The 17,878-nt window shown below is 63.4% G+C and carries 14 protein-coding genes; 5 read left to right on the forward strand and 9 right to left on the reverse strand.

Annotation, left to right across the window (positions count from 1 at the left end; genetic code table 11):
• Positions 1-9: 9 nt before the first annotated feature.
• The 3 genes from accB to F3H41_RS01415 all read right to left on the reverse strand — a co-directional run bounded on the left by accB (position 10) and on the right by F3H41_RS01415 (position 1,831).
• Positions 10-489 carry an acetyl-CoA carboxylase biotin carboxyl carrier protein gene (gene accB / locus F3H41_RS01405; protein WP_149736806.1) on the reverse strand — a complete coding sequence of 160 codons (480 nt, stop codon included), beginning with the start codon at positions 487-489 and terminating at the stop codon, positions 10-12.
• A 21-nt stretch (positions 490-510) separates the two neighbouring features.
• Positions 511-957: a type II 3-dehydroquinate dehydratase gene (aroQ, locus tag F3H41_RS01410; protein ID WP_149736807.1), complete on the reverse strand. Its 447-nt coding sequence runs from the start codon at positions 955-957 to the stop codon at positions 511-513.
• Between the two features lie 109 nt (positions 958-1,066).
• The gene (locus F3H41_RS01415; RefSeq protein WP_149736808.1) at positions 1,067-1,831 is read right to left on the reverse strand and encodes a DsbA family protein; all 765 of its coding nucleotides are present in this window, start codon (positions 1,829-1,831) and stop codon (positions 1,067-1,069) included.
• Positions 1,832-2,007: 176 nt separating this feature from the next.
• Here F3H41_RS01415 and F3H41_RS01420 point away from each other — a divergent pair, with 176 nt between their 5' ends.
• Entirely contained in the window at positions 2,008-3,165 is a 1,158-nt protein-coding gene (locus F3H41_RS01420; protein WP_149736809.1) for a pyridoxal phosphate-dependent aminotransferase, read from the forward strand.
• A 71-nt stretch (positions 3,166-3,236) separates the two neighbouring features.
• Here the strand turns inward: F3H41_RS01420 and F3H41_RS01425 are convergent, their stop codons facing one another.
• Entirely contained in the window at positions 3,237-4,001 is a 765-nt protein-coding gene (locus F3H41_RS01425) for an SDR family oxidoreductase (protein WP_149736810.1), read from the reverse strand.
• Between the two features lie 204 nt (positions 4,002-4,205).
• Between F3H41_RS01425 and F3H41_RS01430 the strand changes: the two genes are divergently transcribed.
• On the forward strand, positions 4,206-5,201 hold the full coding sequence (locus F3H41_RS01430; RefSeq protein WP_149736811.1) for a hypothetical protein: 996 nt from the start codon (positions 4,206-4,208) through the stop codon (positions 5,199-5,201).
• 136 nt (positions 5,202-5,337) lie between these two features.
• On the opposite strand, the gene F3H41_RS01435 is transcribed toward F3H41_RS01430, so the two are convergent.
• Entirely contained in the window at positions 5,338-8,307 is a 2,970-nt protein-coding gene (locus F3H41_RS01435) for a ribonuclease E/G (protein ID WP_188129308.1), read from the reverse strand.
• Positions 8,308-9,045: 738 nt separating this feature from the next.
• Between F3H41_RS01435 and F3H41_RS01440 the strand changes: the two genes are divergently transcribed.
• The 3 genes from F3H41_RS01440 to prfB all read left to right on the forward strand — a co-directional run bounded on the left by F3H41_RS01440 (position 9,046) and on the right by prfB (position 14,235).
• On the forward strand, positions 9,046-10,287 hold the full coding sequence (locus F3H41_RS01440; RefSeq protein ID WP_149736812.1) for an N-acetylmuramoyl-L-alanine amidase: 1,242 nt from the start codon (positions 9,046-9,048) through the stop codon (positions 10,285-10,287).
• A gap of 275 nt (positions 10,288-10,562) precedes the next feature.
• A complete protein-coding gene (locus F3H41_RS01445; protein ID WP_149736813.1) occupies positions 10,563-13,010 on the forward strand; it encodes a penicillin-binding protein 1A in 2,448 nt (815 codons plus the stop codon).
• 96 nt (positions 13,011-13,106) lie between these two features.
• Positions 13,107-14,235, forward strand: a protein-coding gene (prfB, locus tag F3H41_RS01450; protein ID WP_149736814.1) for a peptide chain release factor 2 whose coding sequence is annotated in 2 segments (ribosomal slippage) — positions 13,107-13,175 and positions 13,177-14,235 — 1,128 coding nt in all. Because the reading frame shifts where the segments join, the coding sequence is not laid out codon by codon here.
• 85 nt (positions 14,236-14,320) lie between these two features.
• On the opposite strand, the gene F3H41_RS01455 is transcribed toward prfB, so the two are convergent.
• From F3H41_RS01455 to F3H41_RS01470, 4 genes are all read right to left on the reverse strand, one after another.
• On the reverse strand, positions 14,321-14,788 hold the full coding sequence (locus tag F3H41_RS01455; protein ID WP_149738160.1) for a hypothetical protein: 468 nt from the start codon (positions 14,786-14,788) through the stop codon (positions 14,321-14,323).
• A 227-nt stretch (positions 14,789-15,015) separates the two neighbouring features.
• A complete protein-coding gene (locus tag F3H41_RS01460) occupies positions 15,016-15,786 on the reverse strand; it encodes an NAD kinase (RefSeq protein ID WP_244616042.1) in 771 nt (256 codons plus the stop codon).
• A 220-nt stretch (positions 15,787-16,006) separates the two neighbouring features.
• The gene (locus F3H41_RS01465; protein WP_188129310.1) at positions 16,007-16,180 is read right to left on the reverse strand and encodes a hypothetical protein; all 174 of its coding nucleotides are present in this window, start codon (positions 16,178-16,180) and stop codon (positions 16,007-16,009) included.
• 153 nt (positions 16,181-16,333) lie between these two features.
• Positions 16,334-17,668: a pilus assembly protein gene (locus tag F3H41_RS01470; protein ID WP_149736816.1), complete on the reverse strand. Its 1,335-nt coding sequence runs from the start codon at positions 17,666-17,668 to the stop codon at positions 16,334-16,336.
• Between the last annotated feature and the right edge of the window lie 210 nt (positions 17,669-17,878).

A 17,878-nucleotide genomic window follows, 5' to 3' on the forward strand; every position in this document is an offset into this window, starting at 1 on the left:
GCGGCCGCCTTATTCGATGATGAGGAGGGGTTCGCCGTATTCGACGGGTGAGGCGTCCTGCACGAGGATTTCGGTGACCTTGCCCGAGCGTGGCGCCGGGATCTGGTTCATCGTCTTCATGGCTTCGATGATGAGGATGGTCTGGCCTTCCTTGACGGTCGCGCCGACCTCGATGAAGGCGCGGGCGCCCGGAGCCGGCGACAGATAGGCCGTGCCCACCATCGGCGCCGTCACGGCATTCTTGTTGTTGCGGGCCGACGGGGCGGCAGCTTCGGCAACAGAGACGGCAGCGGGCGGAACGGCAGCCGGAGCCGCAGCGGCCGGTGCGGCAGCATAATAGGCAGGAGCGGGGGCTGCGGTAATCGTGCGCGACACGCGGATGCGCAGATCTTCCTGCTCGACCTCGATCTCGGTCAGGTCCGTGTCCTTCAGGATGTTCGCCAGATCGCGGATCAGCGCCTGGTCGATGCCGGATTTTTTGTCAGCCATGGATGGAGCCTCTTGTTCTTCTTATCTCGTTGTCTGTGTCAGGGACCGCAGCGCATGCAGCGCAAGGATATAGCTCTGCGCACCAAAGCCGCAGATCACCCCTTTGACGGCAGGGGCAATCATGGATTTGTGGCGAAATTCCTCGCGGGCATGCACATTGGACAGGTGAAGTTCGACGACCGGAACGGAAATCGCCCGAATCGCATCATGGAGCGCAATGGATGTGTGTGTATACGCGCCGGCATTGATGGCGACGCCAGCGGCCGTGTCGCCCGCCTCGTGCAACCAGTCCACCAGCGCGCCCTCATGGTTGCTCTGGCGAAAATCCACTGCAAAGCCAAGCGCTTGACCCTCGGTGCGGCACATCTCGGCAATGTCGGCAAGTGTCTGGCCGCCATAAATGCCGGGCTCCCTCTTGCCGAGCGCGTTGAGGTTCGGTCCGTTCAGGACGAAGAAGGTCTGTGTCATGCGGCATCCGGGTTGCTTTGCGAGCCGTAGCTATAGACCGGGGAGCCCGTGAAAAAAAGCCCCGCCGGCGCTGGCGGGGCTTGTCCACAAACTTCGGTAAATCTTTGGTTCAGCAGGTCGTCTTTCCGCAGGCGCGGATATTGGCGACCTTGCCCTGCAACTCCTCAAGACCCACGGCGCCGAACACGGCCTCGTTGCCGATCACATAGGAGGGCGTACCGGAAATGCCGAGATCATTGGCGAGCTTATAGGCTTCCATGACGGCAGCGTCCTTCGGGTTCTTGTCCATGTGGGCGCGCAGATCCGCCTCCTTGACGCCGAGCGTTTCGGCCACCGCAATCGCCGTCTCTTCCGTCGCCCGGTCCTCGCCGCCAAGCAGCGTGCGGTGGAAATCGCCATATTTTTCCGGCGCGATCGTGCGGAAGGCAGCGCTGACCCGGTGCGCGGCGAGCGAATCGGGCCCGAGGATAGGCAGTTCCTTCAGCACGAAACGCACATTCTTGTCGCTCTCCAGAATGGCGTTCATGTCGGAGAGCGCGCGTTTGCAGTAGCCGCAATTGTAGTCGTAGAACTCGACGATGGTGACGTCGCCCTTGGGATTGCCGAGCACCACGTCATGCTGCGAATTGAAGATCGCCTCCTTGTTCGAGGTGACGGCTGCCTCGGCGGCGGCGGCCTGCGCCGCCTGCTGCTTTTGCTGCAGCGCCTTCTGCACGTCGATCAGCACTTCCGGGTTGGCGATCAGATATTCGCGGATGAAGGCGCCGAATTCTTCCTTCTGCTTGTCGTCGAGCGCAGAGGCGGGCCCGGTCGCAAACAGCGTCGCGCCGGCAAGGAGGGTTGCGGTAACAAGGCGGAAGGGGAAGCGAATCATGATGTCCTCAAAATGCGGCGCCGGCGCCGGGAGCAGGATATGCCGGCAAGCTTAGCGGTGAGCCGCCCTTGAAGAAACCTCAAAAATCGGCCGAATGAAGACCGCCACGCCCTTGTGAAGCCTCAGTGCATCGGGCAGATGCGACGGACCAGAGAAAAGACGCCCGAGGTCCTGCCATGCCCCCGCTTTCCCGCCGCAGCGCAATCGAACCCTTCCACGCCATGGACATTCTGGCCGAGGGCACGCGCCGTCGCGCTGAGGGGCGGCCGGTCATTTCTCTTGCCGTCGGCCAGCCTGCCGCCCCGGCGCCGCAAAAGGCGCTCGAAGCTGCCCGCAAGGCGCTCGAGACCGGCCGGCTCGGCTATACCGACGCGCTGGGCACGCTCTCGCTGCGCCGTGCGATCGCCCGCGACTATGCCGACCGCCACGGCGTTGCCATCGATCCCGCCCGCATCGCGATCACCACGGGCTCCTCGGCCGGCTTCAACCTCGCCTTTCTCGCGCTCTTCGATCCCGGCGATGCCGTGGCCATCGCGCGCCCCGGCTACCCGGCCTACCGCAACATCCTGACGGCGCTTGGCCTGCGGGTCGTGGAAGTCGATGCCGGCGCCGAGCACGCCTTCACGCTGACGCCGGAAGGCCTGGAAGAGGCTGAGAAGGCCGAGGGCGTGCGGCTGAAGGGCGTGCTGCTCGCCAGCCCCGCGAACCCCACCGGGACCGTGACGGGCAGGGCGCATCTGGCGGCGCTGGCGCGTTACTGCGAGACCCGCGACATCGCCTTCATCTCCGACGAGATCTATCACGGCCTGACCTTTGCCGGGGAGGAGACGACCGCGCTTGCCATCACCGACCGCGCCGTCATCATCAATTCCTTCTCGAAATACTATTGCATGACAGGCTGGCGGATCGGGTGGATGGTGCTGCCGGACGATCTGGTGCGCGGCTTCGAGCGCATTGCCCAAAGCCTCTACATCTCCCCGCCGGAACTCTCGCAGATCGCCGCCGAAGCCGCGCTGGACGCCCGCGACGAACTCGATCGGCACCGCGAGGCCTATGCCGCCAACCGCGCATTGCTGCTCGATCGCCTGCCGAAACTTGGCCTTTCCATTGCGTCACCCATGGATGGCGCCTTCTACGCCTATATGGATGTCGGCCGCTTCACCAATGACAGCATGGCTTTCGCCCGGCGCATGCTGTCCGAAATCGACGTCGCCGCCACCCCCGGCCGCGACTTCGACCCGGTCGGCGGCCACCGCACGATGCGCTTCTCCTACGCCGGCAGCCCCGCCGAGATCGAGGAAGCCGTTGAGCGCATCGCCGGCTGGCTGGCCTGAGAAAACCGATTCCGCATCAACCGGTTGAGGGCGAAAGCGGAATCGATCTGCGAGAGACTTGAATCACTTTCTCAAACGCGGTTGATCGAAACGCCACCATCGACAAGCATCGCCGTTCCCGTCACGAAACTGGACGAGGGCGAGTACAGATAGAGGGCCGCTTCGGCAATCTCTTCCGGCGCAGCGATGCGCTTGAGCGCATTGAGGCCGGCGACGAAATCGAGCGCTTCCGGCGTATCCGAAATCTGCCGCCCCATTGGCGTGTCCGTGGCGCCGGGCAGAAGCGCGTTCACCCGAATGCCGTTGCGGCCATATTCGGATGCCAGCACCTGCGCAAGGCCGATCAGGCCCGACTTTGAGGCCGCATAGGCGGCAAGGCCTGGAAAGCCGGCGGTGTAGCCGACGAAAGTGGAGGTGAAGACGAGGCTCCCGCCACCGCGCGCCTGAAGTGCGGGAAGCTGGTACTTGGCCGCAAGGTAGGCGCTCGTCAGGTTGGTCGCGACCACCGCGTTCCAGGCCGCCAGATCGAGCGCGGGAAGCGGCCCGACCGGTCCCGTCGTGCCGGCATTGTTGAAGGCGATGTCGAGCCCGCCGAATTCCGCGATGGCAGTCTCGACCAGATGCTGGTGATGCGCCGCATCGGCGACATCGCCGGACAGGGCAACGGCGGTACCGCCAGCCGAACGGATCGCGCCGACAACCTCCGCCAGCCGCTCGGCATTGCGCCCGGACAGCACGAGTGCCGCACCTTCCTGGGCAAAGAGAAGCGCGGCGGCCCGGCCGATGCCGGAGCTGGCGCCCGTGATGATGGCGACGCGGTTGGAAAGACCTGTCATGATAATCTCCGTCTTGTTTCGACGGGAGAAGAACTGTCAGGCCGCCGCGTCGCCAGCCACCCGATTCCTGCCGCCGGTGCCTGGATGGCCTCGTTCAAGCTTTGTGTAGAATAACGGGATGACGACGCAACCGAAGGCATCAGGTCGCGTCGCAGTCTTACCTCGTTGGAGGCACCCTACGTGCTGAATGAGCTGACCGTCTGTATGCCCACCCGCCGCCCGATCGAGACGGCCGCGGCTTCGATCGAGAGCCTGCTGCGGTTCGGCGCCGAAACAGGATGCCGTATGGTGATTTCCGACAACTCGGGTGATCCGGAAAAACGGCGTCGATATGAGGGGCGGGCACCAAACCTCACCTATCTCGTTCAAGCGGATGACGATGCCGCCGAGAACCTCATCAACGCGCTTTCGCCGGTGCAAACGCGCTTCGTCATGCCTATGGGGGATGACGATCTGATCGCCACCAGACCGTGCGCGCCGCCTCTCGACCTTTCGACGGTCGGTGCCGGCGTCGCGCTCATCCGGCCGCACACGGAAATCTGGGCGTTGGATGCCGTGCAGTCTGTCTCGACCTTTTCGATCGATGGCGCAACCGCACAGGCGCGCATGCTGGAATACGCGCGGAAGGCACCGGGAAACAATTCCCTCTTCTACAGCATCATGCGCTCGGATCTTTTCATCCCGTTCATCCGGCAATTCGCGGCAGCCCATCCAACGCGCGGCGCCTATTGCGATTGGGCAGTGATGTTCACCATGCTCGCCTGTGGGCCGGCGCTCCATGCACCGTCTATCGCCTACCGCTACGATCTCGGGCGCTGGACCTTTGCCGACACGGTGGAGGAGACCAAGCGGTCTCTTTTCACGGCGGCCGGACTTCCGGACAACGCCGAAGATTTTTCCGCGTTGCTCACCTTTCTCGATCTCTTCACGTTTCTGTCCATGCAGCACTTGCATCTGGCAGCGGAAGAGCAGCACCACGCCATGGGTACGGCTGCGCAACTGTACCTCGCACCCTTCGTCGAGACGGTGCGGAAAATGCCCGATACCTACGACGAAACAACGCGGTATCTGGTTGATCTCATGGGCGATGAGCAGGACCTGCACGGTCTCTTCGCGCTGGCCCTCATCACCGCCGACTGTCTGCAGCCGGGCCTGAGAGCCCGTTATCTCGCCTTTTACCAGACGGTGTCGGCCGGCTAGAACATTTCCAGCCGAAGCGTCATCGTCTCAGCGTCCGGCGATGCGCCAGAAACAAGAGCGTCGGGCTCCCAGAGCAAACAAGAACGCCGCCCGGCGAACCGGGCGGCGTTTTCAGTCATTCATCGTCACGTGGTTCTCAGAAGAAGCCGCGGCGCTGCCACCAGCCGCCCTTCTTGGGCTTGCCGGCATCGCCGTCGTCGCTGCCTGCGGTCGACGACTTGATGACCGGCTCGCTGGCGATGTTCTCGATGTCGCGATTGGCGCGCTGCGGGCGGGCTTCCTCGGCCTCGGCAACCGTCTCGTCCGTCACGGCATCGGCGGGTTCGGCAGAGGCTGGCGCGGCCAGCGGAGCGACCTCGACCGGTGCTTCGGCAACGGCTTGCGGCGCGGCAACGACCTCGGCTTCCGCCTGTGCTTCGCTGCCGGCGGCCTTGCGGCGACCACGGCGCGGCTTGGCAACAGGCTGTTCAGACTCGCCCTCGACAGCCGACTCTTCCCGCGCAACCTCTGTGACCTCGCTCACGGCATCGGCGCGCGCCTCGTCTTCAGCGACGCCGGCGGCAGCGGCCTCGGACTCGTCGTCCTCGCCCTCGTCGCTGTCACCCTCTTCGCCTGCAGCGGAAACGGCGCCCTCTTCGCCCTCGGGACGATTGCGGCGGCCACCACGCTTGCCGCGACGGCGGCGCTTGCGGCGCTGTTCGCCATCGCCATTCGATGCGTCGGCCGAAGCGGCGATCGGCTCTTCGCCGTCACCAGCGCCTTCGGACGCCTCGTCGGCGGCGTCATCGCCATCCTCGTCGCTGCCGTTTTCGTCGTCATGGCCGCTGGCCTGGCCTTCGCCATTGCCACCATTGCGACCGCCACGACGACGGCGGCGGCGCTTGCGCTTGCGACCATTGGCGTCGTCGCCCTCGGCGGCCCGTTCCGGACGCTCGCTGCGCTCGGAACGTTCGCTGCGCTCTGCGGGGGCCTGTTCGGCCTCTTCGTCGATCTCGTCCTCGATGACGATATCGTCGTCTTCCTCATCCGGCTCGAAGGTGATGATCTGTTCGATCTTCACCGGGTTCTCGACGGCTTCGCCGCGGTCGATCGCGAAATGCGAAGCGCCGACATGGGCGTCGGCCTCGATGATGATCTCGACGCCGAAGCGGTTTTCATAATCGATGATCGTGCCGCGCTTGTGGTTGAGCAGGTAGAGTGCGATCTCCGGAATGGTGCGCACGGCGATGTTGTGCGTGGTGTTCTTGAGGAGATACTCCTCGATGCCGCGCAGCACATGCAGCGCCACGGAGGACTGCGAGCGGATATGGCCCGTGCCGTTGCAATGCGGGCAGGTTTGCATGGTGGATTCGAGCACCGAGGCGCGAATGCGCTGGCGCGACATTTCGAGCAGGCCGAAATGCGAGATACGGCCGACCTGGATACGGGCGCGATCGTTCTTCAGGCAGTCCTTCAGCTTCTTCTCGACCGAGCGGTTGTTCCGCTTCTCTTCCATGTCGATGAAGTCGATGACGATCAGGCCGGCAAGGTCGCGCAGACGCAGCTGGCGCGCCACTTCCTCGGCCGCTTCCAGGTTCGTCTGGAGCGCGGTGTCCTCGATCGAGTGTTCGCGGGTCGAGCGGCCCGAGTTGACGTCGATGGAGACCAGCGCTTCGGTCTGGTTGATGATGATGTAGCCGCCCGACTTCAGCGTCACCTGCGGCTGCAGCATGCGGTCGAGCTGGGCTTCGATGCCCGAGCGCGAGAAGATCGGGTGCACGTCGCGATAGGGCTGCACGACCTTGGCATGGCTCGGCATCAGCATCTTCATGAAGCTTTTTGCTTCGCGATAGCCTTCCTCGCCGGCAACGATGATCTCGCCGATATCCTTGTTGTAGAGGTCGCGGATCGAGCGCTTGATCAGCGAGCCCTCTTCGTAGACGAGGCAGGGTGCGGTGGAAGCAAGCGTGAGCGTGCGAACGTTCTCCCACAGGCGCATCAGATATTCGAAGTCGCGCTTGATCTCGACCTTGGTGCGGTTGGCACCGGCCGTGCGCAGGATCACGCCCATGCCAAGCGGCACTTCCAGCTCGCGGGCGATTTCCTTGAGGCGCTTGCGGTCCTGGAGGTTTGTGATCTTGCGGGAAATGCCGCCGCCGCGTGCCGTGTTCGGCATCAGGACGGAATAGCGGCCGGCGAGCGACAGATAGGTCGTCAGCGCCGCGCCCTTGTTGCCGCGCTCTTCCTTGGCGACCTGCACGAGCAGGATCTGGCGGCGCTTGATGACTTCCTGGATGCGGTACTGCTTGCGCGGCTTGCGCACATGGCGATCCGGCACCTCTTCCATGGCGTCTTCGGCGCCGACGGATTCGATGACTTCTTCTTCCTCGTCCTCGTCGTCATCGCGGCGACGACGGCCGCGCTGCTTGCCGACGCGCTCGGAAACCGTGTCGTCGTCAAGATCGACGGCCATGGCCATTTCGCCGGGTGTTTCGTCACCGCCCGTATCGGCGGCGTCTGCACCATCGGTCGCCTCGGCCGGCGCGGCGTCGGCGGCGGCCTCATCGACGGGGGCTGCCTTCTTGGCGCGGGGCTTGCGCACGCGCTTCGGCTTCTTCGGGGCTTCGTCCTCAGCGGCCGGGGCTTCGGCGACAGTCTCTTCCGCAACCGCTTCGCCGGCGGCAGCCGGCTCTTCGGCCGGGGCGTCTTCCGTCACGACGACGTCAGAAACCTCGACGGCTTCGCTGGATTCGGCGATCTCGGCGACAGTTTCCACCGGCTGCGGACGCATCGGCGCGGTCTCGACCGGCTCGAAGTCGTCGTCGCGTTCGCGGCGGGCGTCCTCTGCTTCGGCCTTCAGCAGCGCCTGACGGTCGGCGAGAGGGATCTGGTAATAGTCGGGGTGGATTTCCGCAAAAGCGAGGAAGCCGTGGCGGTTGCCACCGTAATCGACGAAGGCGGCCTGCAGCGAGGGTTCGACGCGCGTGACCTTGGCGAGATAGATATTGCCGCGGATCTGCTTCTTGTGTTCCGACTCGAAGTCGAATTCTTCTATGCGGTTACCGCGTACGACAACGACGCGCGTCTCTTCAGCGTGAGACGCGTCGATAAGCATTTTGTCTGCCATGTAAGCTTAGCTCCTCGGCGCAGGCTCGAGGCCGCGACCCGCTGGCGCCCGTCGAAACGAGGGGCGAGGGGGTCGATCGATGCGCCGGATAGTGAAGGTCTTGCCGGGACGCGGCGGTGCCGTGCAGGCTCGGCAGAGACGGAAGCGATCCTGCGCTCCGTTGTCTCTGTCATTGCCTTGACCTGCCGTCTCATCGTCATACGCCGAGCAAGAATGCCAATGTTAAAAGGCCTTTGGGCCCGATGAATACGCCCTTCAAGAGGGCGCGTGGTGGAACAAGCCACCCTGAATGCTGCCGGCCACCGCCGGGATGCGCGATCCTGCGTGCGAAAAGAAAGTCGGACGTCGGCGGATGAATGGACAAACACGACAAAAGGACCGTCTCACGCACAATCGCGTCTTGGGTCTTTTCCCGGTCAGGCGTGTCGCTCAAGTCTCAAGCGATTGATACAGCCCGGCCCATGATTCTATCCCGACTAAACTTTCTCCTCACGACGCTTTTATGGTTTTCATGTCACAATGGCAAGGGAAAAGCCCGGTTGTCACAATTTGGCACAATTCCCCTGCTTGCGCGCAAATCGGCCGCGCGCATCAAGGCTCTTTTAACCATGGGGGCGGCTTCGCGACGGATTTGCGGACTTGCCGGTCTTTCGCCATGTTTGTGCGCGAAGCGGGCGGAGACGAACAGGGCGGCGCAAGGCGTTGGGCCTATTCGTGCTGTACCCCTGACAGGAGACAATGACGGCGGTGATCCGACGCCCATTCATTCACATGATTGCCCTGGCCTCCGTGTTGCTGGTGAGCAGCGGCGCCGCGCTGGCGCCCACGACGGACGCCTCCGTCGCCGCCGCGTCGCCGCTGCTTGCTTACGAGGCACGCTTGGCGGGCGATGATGCGCGCGGCCGTCTCGTCATCAGTTTCGATCGCCGTCCCGATTTCGCGATCCACTATCTCGCCAACCCCTGGCGCGTCGTGATCGATTTGCCGGAGACGGCTTTCGGCATCAAGCCGGAAGACATGACCGCGCGCGGTCTCTTTCGCGAGGTGCGCTATGGTGCGATGGGCGGTGGCGCGGCCCGGATCGTCCTGACGGCGACGCGGCCCGTGCAGGTGACGCTGGCCGACGTCCAGCCGGAGGCGGGCGACAAGGGCTACCGGCTCGTTGTGGATACGGCCATGATCACGGAAAAGGAGTTCACCGGGCTCCTGAGCCGCCAGACCTGGACCGCGAGCGTCTCGCCACGGGCCGCTGACGCATCGGATCGCCCTGCTGCCGTGGACGACGGAAAGTTCGTCATCGCCATCGATCCCGGCCATGGCGGCATCGATGCCGGTGCTTCGGGTGCCACGACCAACACGCCCGAGAAGGATGTGACGCTGGCCTTTGCCCGTGAACTTGCGGGGATTCTCGGCAAGCAAGACGGTGTGCGGGTGATTCTCACCCGTGACAAGGACGAGTTCCTGTCTCTATCGCAGCGCGTGCAACTGGCGCGTAACGGCGGCGCCAAGCTCTTCATCTCGCTCCATGCCGATACGCTGAAGCAGAAGGATATTCGCGGCGCCACCGTCTACACCATCTCGGACAAGGCCTCGGACCATCTGGCCGCAAGCCTTGCGGAGCGCGAAAACCTCTCCGACGAGATTGCAGGCGTGCCGCTCGACGATGGTCCGGCCGAAGTTGCCGATATCCTCATCGACCTCACGCGTCGCGAGACGCAGGTCTTCTCCGTCAATCTCGCGCGATCCGTCGTCTCCTCCTTCGAGGGACAGATCGCGCTCATCAACAATCCGCACCGCCATGCCGGTTTCCGCGTCTTGCAGGCGCCGGACGTGCCGTCGGTTCTCCTTGAGCTCGGCTTTTTGTCGAACCCGGAGGACGAGAAGCAATTGCTGGATCCGGCCTGGCGCCGCAAGGTGGCCGAACGCATCGCTGCCGCCGTCAGCCAGTATCGCGCGACCGTTGTGGCCAATGGCGGCTGAAGGTTTCGTGCTGCAGGACGAACGTGATTTGTGTCGCGCGCACAACACGCCTAATCTTTCGGGGGAGGACCAAAGACTTGGCGGGACGGGGCCGCATTTTCCACACATTCAAGCTGCTATCGGCTAGTGTATCGGCAAAGGTTGAGATTCTTCGGCAATTGCCGGCCGTGCCATTTGCCTTTGGGGTGGAAGTGGTGCAAGGCGGGCGCTGTGGCGCACTGCGGTAAAGGCCACGCAAAAGGCGTGGCGAATAACTCGGAACCGGTATCGGACGAATGATCAGGCTCATTGGGTATTTTTTCGGGATTGGATGCTTCCTCGTGCTCGGCCTTGCGGCCGTCGTGGCCATCTATCTCGGTCATGTCTCGAAGGATCTTCCCGATTACGAGGTGCTGGCGAAATATGCCCCGCCCGTGACGACGCGCATCCATGCCGGTGACGGCGACCTGATGGCCGAATATGCGCGCGAGCGGCGCCTGTTCCTGCCGATCCAGGCCATTCCCGACCGCGTGAAGGCGGCCTTTATCTCGGCCGAAGACAAGAACTTCTACAATCACCCCGGCGTTGACATCACCGGCCTTGCGCGCGCCATCGCCGTCAACCTGCAGAATTTCGGCTCCGGCCGCCGTCCCGTGGGTGCCTCGACGATCACGCAGCAGGTCGCCAAGAACTTCCTGCTGACGTCCGACCAGACCATCGACCGCAAGGTGAAGGAGGCCATCCTCTCCTTCCGCATCGAGCAGGCCTACAGCAAGGATCGCATCCTTGAGCTCTATCTGAACGAGATCTTCTTCGGCCTCAATTCCTACGGCATCGCCGGCGCGGCGCTGACCTATTTCGACAAATCGGTCACGGAACTGACGATCGCCGAGACCGCCTATCTTGCGGCGCTGCCGAAGGGGCCGGCCAACTATCATCCGTTCCGCCGCACCGCGGCCGCCATCGAGCGCCGCGACTGGGTCATCGACCGCATGGTCGAGAACGGCTACGTGACGAAGGAAGATGGCGAAGAGGCCAAGAAGCAGCCGCTCGGTGTCAAGCCGCGCCGCAGCGGTGCGCATCTGTTTGCCTCCGACTATTTCGCCGAGGAAGTGCGCCGCCAGATCATTCAGAAGTACGGCGAGGACGCTCTCTACGAAGGCGGCCTTTCGGTTCGCACGTCGCTGGATCCACGCATTCAGCTTGCCGCCCGCAAGGCGTTGCAGGACGGCCTGATACAGTATGACGAGCGCCGCGGTTTCCATGGCCCGGTCAAGTCCATCGAGATCGGTGGCGACTGGGGCGTTCCGCTTGGCGAGATTGCTGCGTTGTCCGACGTTCCCGAATGGCGGCTCGCCGTTGTACTCTCCGTCGATGCGAAGGGTGCGGAGATCGGACTGCAGCCGGCCAAGGACGCGTCCGGCAAGGTTGTCGCCGAGCGCGAAACGGGCCGCATTGCGGCCGAGGACATGCGCTGGGCCTTCCGCGCCGCCAGCGGTGGCAAAACGGCCAAGTCGCCCGAAGGCGTGTTCGGCGCCGGCGATGTCGTCTATGTCGAGAAGAAGGAAGACGGCGGCTATCGTCTGCGTCAGCCGCCGCGCGTGCAGGGCGGCCTCGTGGCGATGGATCCGCATACGGGCCGCGTGCTGGCCATGGCGGGCGGCTTCTCCTACGCCCAGTCGGAATTCAACCGCGCCACCCAGGCAATGCGCCAGCCGGGCTCGTCCTTCAAGCCCTTCGTCTACGCCGCCGCGCTCGACAATGGCTATACGCCGGCCTCCGTGATCCTTGATGCGCCGATCGAGATCGTCTCCGGTGGCCAGGTCTGGCGCCCGGAAAACTATGGTGGCGGTTCGGCCGGCCCGTCCACGCTGCGGCTCGGCATCGAGAAGTCGCGCAACCTGATGACGGTGCGTCTGGCGCAGGACATGGGCATGAACATCGTGGCCGAATATGCCGAGCGCTTCGGCATCTACGACAAGATGCCGCCGCTGCTGGCCATGTCGCTGGGATCGGGCGAGACGACCGTGCTGCGCATGGTGTCGGCCTATGCGGTGATCGCCAATGGCGGCAAGCAGATCAAGCCGTCGCTGATCGACCGTATCCAGGACCGCTACGGCAAGACCATCTTCCGTCACGAGGACCGCACCTGCGACAACTGCAATGCTGCCGACTGGGAAGACCAGCCGGAACCGCAGCTGGTGGATAACCGCGAGCAGGTGCTCGATCCCATGACGGCCTATCAGATCACCTCGATGATGGAAGGCGTCGTGCAGCGCGGCACCGCTGCCGGCAAGATCCAGCTTGATCGCCCGGTTGCCGGCAAGACCGGTACGACCAACGATGAAAAGGACGCCTGGTTCGTGGGCTACACGCAGGACCTCGTCGCCGGTCTTTATATCGGGTTCGACAATCCGGCCCCGCTTGGCCGCGGTTCGACGGGCGGCGGCCTTGCGGCGCCGATCTTCAACGAATTCATGCAGGCTGCCGTCAAGGGCACTCGGCCGAACAAGTTCGTGGTTCCGGAAGGCATGAGCCTCGTCGCCGTCAACCGCAAGACCGGCATGGCGGCGGCAGAAGGTGATCCGGATACGATCATGGAAGCGTTCAAGCCAGGCACCGGTCCGGCCGACACCTTCTCCGTCATCGGCGGCATGGAAGGCTATCAGGCGCCGGAGGAAATCCTCAGGGCCTCGCCGCAGGCCAATCAGGCGGTGACCTCGGGCTCCAACGGCCTGTTCTAAACACGGATTTGAGAAGAGTGGCTCCGCCCGTTGCCTTTACTTCGGCGGCGGGCGTCGCTATTGACGCGACACGCCCGAAACCATGGCAGGAAGGCAATGAGAAACGAAACCCTTGGCATCATCGACGACATCAAGCAGGCCGTAAGCCTGCTGAGGAGGCATCTTTGACTGGGACCAGGCGATAAGACGACTGGACTGGTTGAACAACAAGGCCGAAGACCCGACCCTGTGGAATGACGCATCCGAAGCGCAGAAGCTGATGCGCGAGCGCCAGCAGCTCGACGACAGCATCAGCGCCGTCAAGCGCATCGAGCAGCAGCTGTCCGACAATGTCGAGCTGATCGAGATGGGCGAGGAGGAAGGCGACGAGACGATCGTCACCGAGGCCGAAGCCGCCCTCAAGGTCCTTCAGGCCGAGGCTGCGAAGAAGCAGGTGGAAGCCATGCTGTCGGGGGAAGCCGACAGCAACGACACCTATCTCGAAGTGCATTCGGGCGCGGGTGGCACGGAAAGCCAGGACTGGGCCAACATGCTTCTGCGCATGTACACGCGCTGGGCCGAACGGTCCGGCTACAAGGTCGAGCTCCTTGAAATCCATGACGGTGAAGAAGCCGGCATCAAGTCCGCGACGCTGCTGGTCAAGGGCCACAATGCCTATGGATGGCTGAAAACGGAATCGGGCGTGCACCGGCTGGTGCGCATTTCGCCCTACGACAGCAATGCGCGCCGTCACACCTCGTTTTCGTCCATCTGGGTCTACCCTGTCGTGGATGACTCGATCCAGATCGACATCAACGAAAGCGACTGCCGCATCGATACCTATCGCTCGTCCGGCGCCGGCGGCCAGCACGTCAACACGACCGACTCGGCCGTGCGCATCACGCACATGCCCTCCGGTATCGTCGTGCAGTGCCAGCAGGAGCGCTCGCAGCACAAGAACCGGGCCAAGGCCTGGGACATGCTGCGTGCCCGCCTCTACGAAGCGGAACTGAAGAAGCGCGAGGAAGCCGCCAACGCCGAAGCCGCCTCGAAGACGGATATCGGCTGGGGACACCAGATCCGCTCCTACGTGCTGCAGCCCTACCAGCTGGTCAAGGACCTGCGCACGGGCGTCGAAAGCACTGCCCCGAGCGACGTTCTTGATGGTGCGCTCAACCCGTTCATGGAAGCGGCACTTGCCCATCGCGTCAACGGCGGCGACACGGTGGTGGAAGACATCGCCTGACGCCATACACGGCGAGGGATCAGTTGAAGGCGCTCCGTATCGCGGGGCGCCTTTTCTGTAAGGACATGAGGGTCGGGCGGATGCCTCAGTTGGTGGCGCGTTCCACGCGCACATCGCCGAGATCGTCGATCAGCACCGTCCAGCTTTCGGTCTCGGGCGCTGCGGGATCGGTCTTCAGGTAGACGGTGGCGAAAAGGCCCGGCTGGCTGCTGACGCCGGAGGAGGAGTCCGGCCGGATGTCCGTGACATAGGCGCGAAGATCGGAAAACTCCTCAAGCTCGGCAGAGGTGAGCACGCGCGGCCCCTCCGGTGTTGAGGCGATCTGCTGGAGATGGATTTGCGCGGTGCCATCGGGTTGGCGCAGCGCGATCAGCTTGTAATAGCCACGCTGGATGGGAACCGCCTGCGCATCGTCTTGAGGCTCCTGCCAGAAGCCGGTGCTGATCACGAAGGTGACCTCCGGCGCCGGCAGACCGGCGTCCTCGGCCGCGGCGTCAGTTGGAGGCAAGGCGAGAAAGGCGCTTACCAGCAGGGCCGAAAGCGGGACGGTCATCCGCATCATCGCTCGTGTCTCCGATCTCATGGCCGGCGGGGCCGGCGCGCGTCTCAGCAGGCTCGGCCCGCTTGCCGGCCCTGCGGCGGGCTGGGGCGATGGCGAGAGACGAGGCCTCAATTCTTGTGCCACAGGATGACGACAGCTGTCCAATCAGCGGTGCGTTTGAGCGGGCGTGATCGCGCCTTCGGGGATCGATTCCCGCTGTTCAAACGCGCGCGGCCCCCTCAATTGGAAAACTGCTCCGAGAGGATGCGGTCCGACCAGGAGTGGTCGGGATCGGACAGGATTGTCGCCGTGGTGTTTTCCGATTGGGCAATGCGCACATGCACGACCGACTTGACCTCCTGATGATCCGCCACGGCATTGACCGGCCGTTTTTCTGCCTCGAGGATCGATAGATCGACCGTCACGCGGTTGGGCAAGAGCGCGCCGCGCCAGCGCCGGGGCCGGAAGGCGCTGACGGGCGTCATGGCCAGCAGCGGCGCTTCGAGAGGCAGGATCGGCCCGTGCGCAGAGAGATTGTAAGCCGTCGACCCCGCCGGCGTCGCGACCAGGAGGCCGTCGCAGATCAGTTCGTCCAGCCGGATGCGCCCGTCCACCACCACCTGCAATTTCGCAGCCTGATAGGACTGGCGGAACAGATAGACTTCGTTGATGGCAAGGGCCCGGAACCGGTTGCCGTCCGCGTCGATGGTCTGCATTTCCAGGGGATGCAGCACATTGGCGACAGCCTCGCTGATCCGCTCCTCCAGATCCTCGACGCTGTAGCGGTTCATCAGGAAGCCGACGGAGCCGCGGTTCATGCCGTAGACGAGCTTGCCGGAATTCATCGTCTGGTGAAGCGTCTGCAGCATGAAGCCGTCGCCGCCGAGCGCCACGATGACGTCCGCGGTTTCCGGCTCCGTTGTCCCATAGCGGGCCCTCAGATCCATCAGCGCATTTTGCGCATCCTCGGACGGCGAGGCGACGAAGGCGAGGGACTTGAAACTGCGCACGCGGAACCCCTGTTTCGGCCCGGCTCCGCGCCGCTGGCAAAAGCGCCGCCCACGGAAAGACTTACCGGCCGCCGCCATCATGCACAAAGCGCGCGCCGACGATAGGGTGCAATGTGCGGCAGCGTGCAACGAAAACAAGGACCGACGATGAGACGGCCAGAAGCCGACCTGCGTGTCTCGCCCCGTACATTCGCTCGGCTCCCGCCAACGCGTGCCGGAATTACTGCAGGTTGAGCGGAAGCTGGATGCCCTTCGGAATGTGGGTGATCTTGATCGTTGCCGCTTCGATCCGGCTGAAAACGGCCTTGCGCCGCGCCTGCTGCCTTTCCCGCAGGGCGCGCGACTGCGCGACGGCGGCGAGAGCCCGTTCAACGACCTTCTGCGTATCCTGCATGGCTGCCTCCAGGTGCAATGTTCATGATTTGTTCTCATATTTGCCCCAGCGCGTCAAGCGCACTGATTCGAGTCAGTCGTTTGGAAAAACGATAAATGGAAGAAACGACGGCGATCGGGATGGTCGCCGTGCGCCGGAGACCACGGGCAGCGGCTATCGCGAGACGACGGGGCCGGAAATGTCGCGGCCGATGTTGCGGAAGGCCTCTTTCAGGGCTGTCCCGGAGTTCGGGTAATAGACATGCCGCTCGCTGGTTGCGCATTTGGCGATCAGGTCCCGGGCAGCCTGCGTGTTCACCAGTTCGAGCCCGACCGTGTAGACCGTCACACCTGCCGCCTTCATGGAGGTGCACAATGCCTGCGCCTGTTCATAAGCACCGCCATTGGGCGCATCGCAATTGATGTGCTGGGAGGAGGCTCCGCTGCCGGTGAGCGAATTGCGGGCAATGACGCCATCGCAGTAAGCGCTGTTATATTCCCCGTCCGTCATCAGAATGACGATCTTTTTCGTCTTCTCGGTATTGTAGGGACCTGCCTGTCGCGCTGTCGGGAAGAGGTAGCTGAATTTCGGCGAGACCATGTACCAGCCCCAGGCGACGCCGATATGGCCACCCGTCGATCCGCCAGCGCTCAGGGCTTCGATGCTCGACTTGATCGCGGCCTTGTCGTCGCTGAGCGGCTGGATGGTGCTGGCAATGCAGGGATTGGCAGAGCTTGGGTAATTGTAGCCGAGACGTTTCGTGCTGGGCGGCGCATCGGTGTAGCTTTCCGGTCCCGTCCGTTCCGAAACGCAGGTGCTGCTCCCGAACGTCACCTTGTTGCCGTTCGCATTGGTGAACAGGAACTGGTTGCAGCCCGGTGTATTGCAGGTGCCGTTGCTGATCGTCCCGCGCACGGCATCGGCATAGGTGCCGACATTGACGGCCATCGAGTACGGGACGAGCGCGACCTTCGAGTAGGTGGGGGTCTGCCGGTCGGTGACCACGATATCGACGAGGTCCTTTGCCGCCACCTTGAGATCGGCGATGCGCTGGCCGGCCATGGAGGCTGTCGTATCGAGCACGAGGGCGACCTCGACATTCTTGGCGGAGCGCTTGACGTCGGAACTGACAGTGACGGTCAGACTGTCATTGTGGAAGAAGCCCCGCATCAGGCTGGGCACGGAAAACGTTGCCAGACCCTTGACGGTCAGTCCGTCCTCGGAATTGCTAAAGCTGCTCGAGACCAGCGTTCCGCCGATATTCATCTGGTTGCCCAGCATCGTGCGCGCGCCAAGCTCTTCCAGACCTTGTGTGTCACTCGTTGTGGTAATGGCCAGTTGCAGCATGGTGGAGTCCAGCGCACCCTGGGCCTCTGCTTTCACGCTGGTCGCCCGCGAAAAATCGATGACGGCAAGCGAACCGGCCATCACCATTGGTACAATGGCAGCGTAGAGAATGGCGAAGTTACCGGATTTGCAGGTGAAAAAGCTGGAGAAAACGTTCATCATCGCGACAGACTTGTGTTTGTTACTCGTCGCTATCCTAAGTCATGGCTTACTTATGGTGATCTAATCGGACCCGTAAGATTTTATGGAATACACGAATTCGGCACATCCTTCGCGCCGCCGCTCTGCCCGGACATGCCAATGTGGAAACCAACGCGCCCAGCCGTTCCCAATCGAACGCCGACCACGCCTGCCAGCAAACCGACGAATGGA

It is taken from the genome of Rhizobium sp. RU20A (assembly GCF_900155885.1).
Classification (GTDB): Bacteria; Pseudomonadota; Alphaproteobacteria; order Rhizobiales; family Rhizobiaceae; genus RU20A.

Excerpts from the sequence above, each read along its gene's own strand:
- accB (WP_149736806.1), bottom strand. The coding sequence starts at position 489 with ATGGCTGACAAAAAATCCGGCATCGACCAGGCGCTGATCCGCGATCTG.
- aroQ (WP_149736807.1), bottom strand. The coding sequence starts at position 957 with ATGACACAGACCTTCTTCGTCCTGAACGGACCGAACCTCAACGCGCTC.
- F3H41_RS01415 (WP_149736808.1), bottom strand. The coding sequence starts at position 1,831 with ATGATTCGCTTCCCCTTCCGCCTTGTTACCGCAACCCTCCTTGCCGGC.
- F3H41_RS01420 (WP_149736809.1), top strand. The coding sequence starts at position 2,008 with ATGCCCCCGCTTTCCCGCCGCAGCGCAATCGAACCCTTCCACGCCATG.
- F3H41_RS01425 (WP_149736810.1), bottom strand. The coding sequence starts at position 4,001 with ATGACAGGTCTTTCCAACCGCGTCGCCATCATCACGGGCGCCAGCTCC.
- F3H41_RS01430 (WP_149736811.1), top strand. The coding sequence starts at position 4,206 with ATGCCCACCCGCCGCCCGATCGAGACGGCCGCGGCTTCGATCGAGAGC.
- F3H41_RS01435 (WP_188129308.1), bottom strand. The coding sequence starts at position 8,307 with ATGGCAGACAAAATGCTTATCGACGCGTCTCACGCTGAAGAGACGCGC.
- F3H41_RS01440 (WP_149736812.1), top strand. The coding sequence starts at position 9,046 with ATGACGGCGGTGATCCGACGCCCATTCATTCACATGATTGCCCTGGCC.
- F3H41_RS01445 (WP_149736813.1), top strand. The coding sequence starts at position 10,563 with ATGATCAGGCTCATTGGGTATTTTTTCGGGATTGGATGCTTCCTCGTG.
- F3H41_RS01455 (WP_149738160.1), bottom strand. The coding sequence starts at position 14,788 with ATGACCGTCCCGCTTTCGGCCCTGCTGGTAAGCGCCTTTCTCGCCTTG.
- F3H41_RS01465 (WP_188129310.1), bottom strand. The coding sequence starts at position 16,180 with ATGCAGGATACGCAGAAGGTCGTTGAACGGGCTCTCGCCGCCGTCGCG.
- F3H41_RS01470 (WP_149736816.1), bottom strand. The coding sequence starts at position 17,668 with ATGATGAACGTTTTCTCCAGCTTTTTCACCTGCAAATCCGGTAACTTC.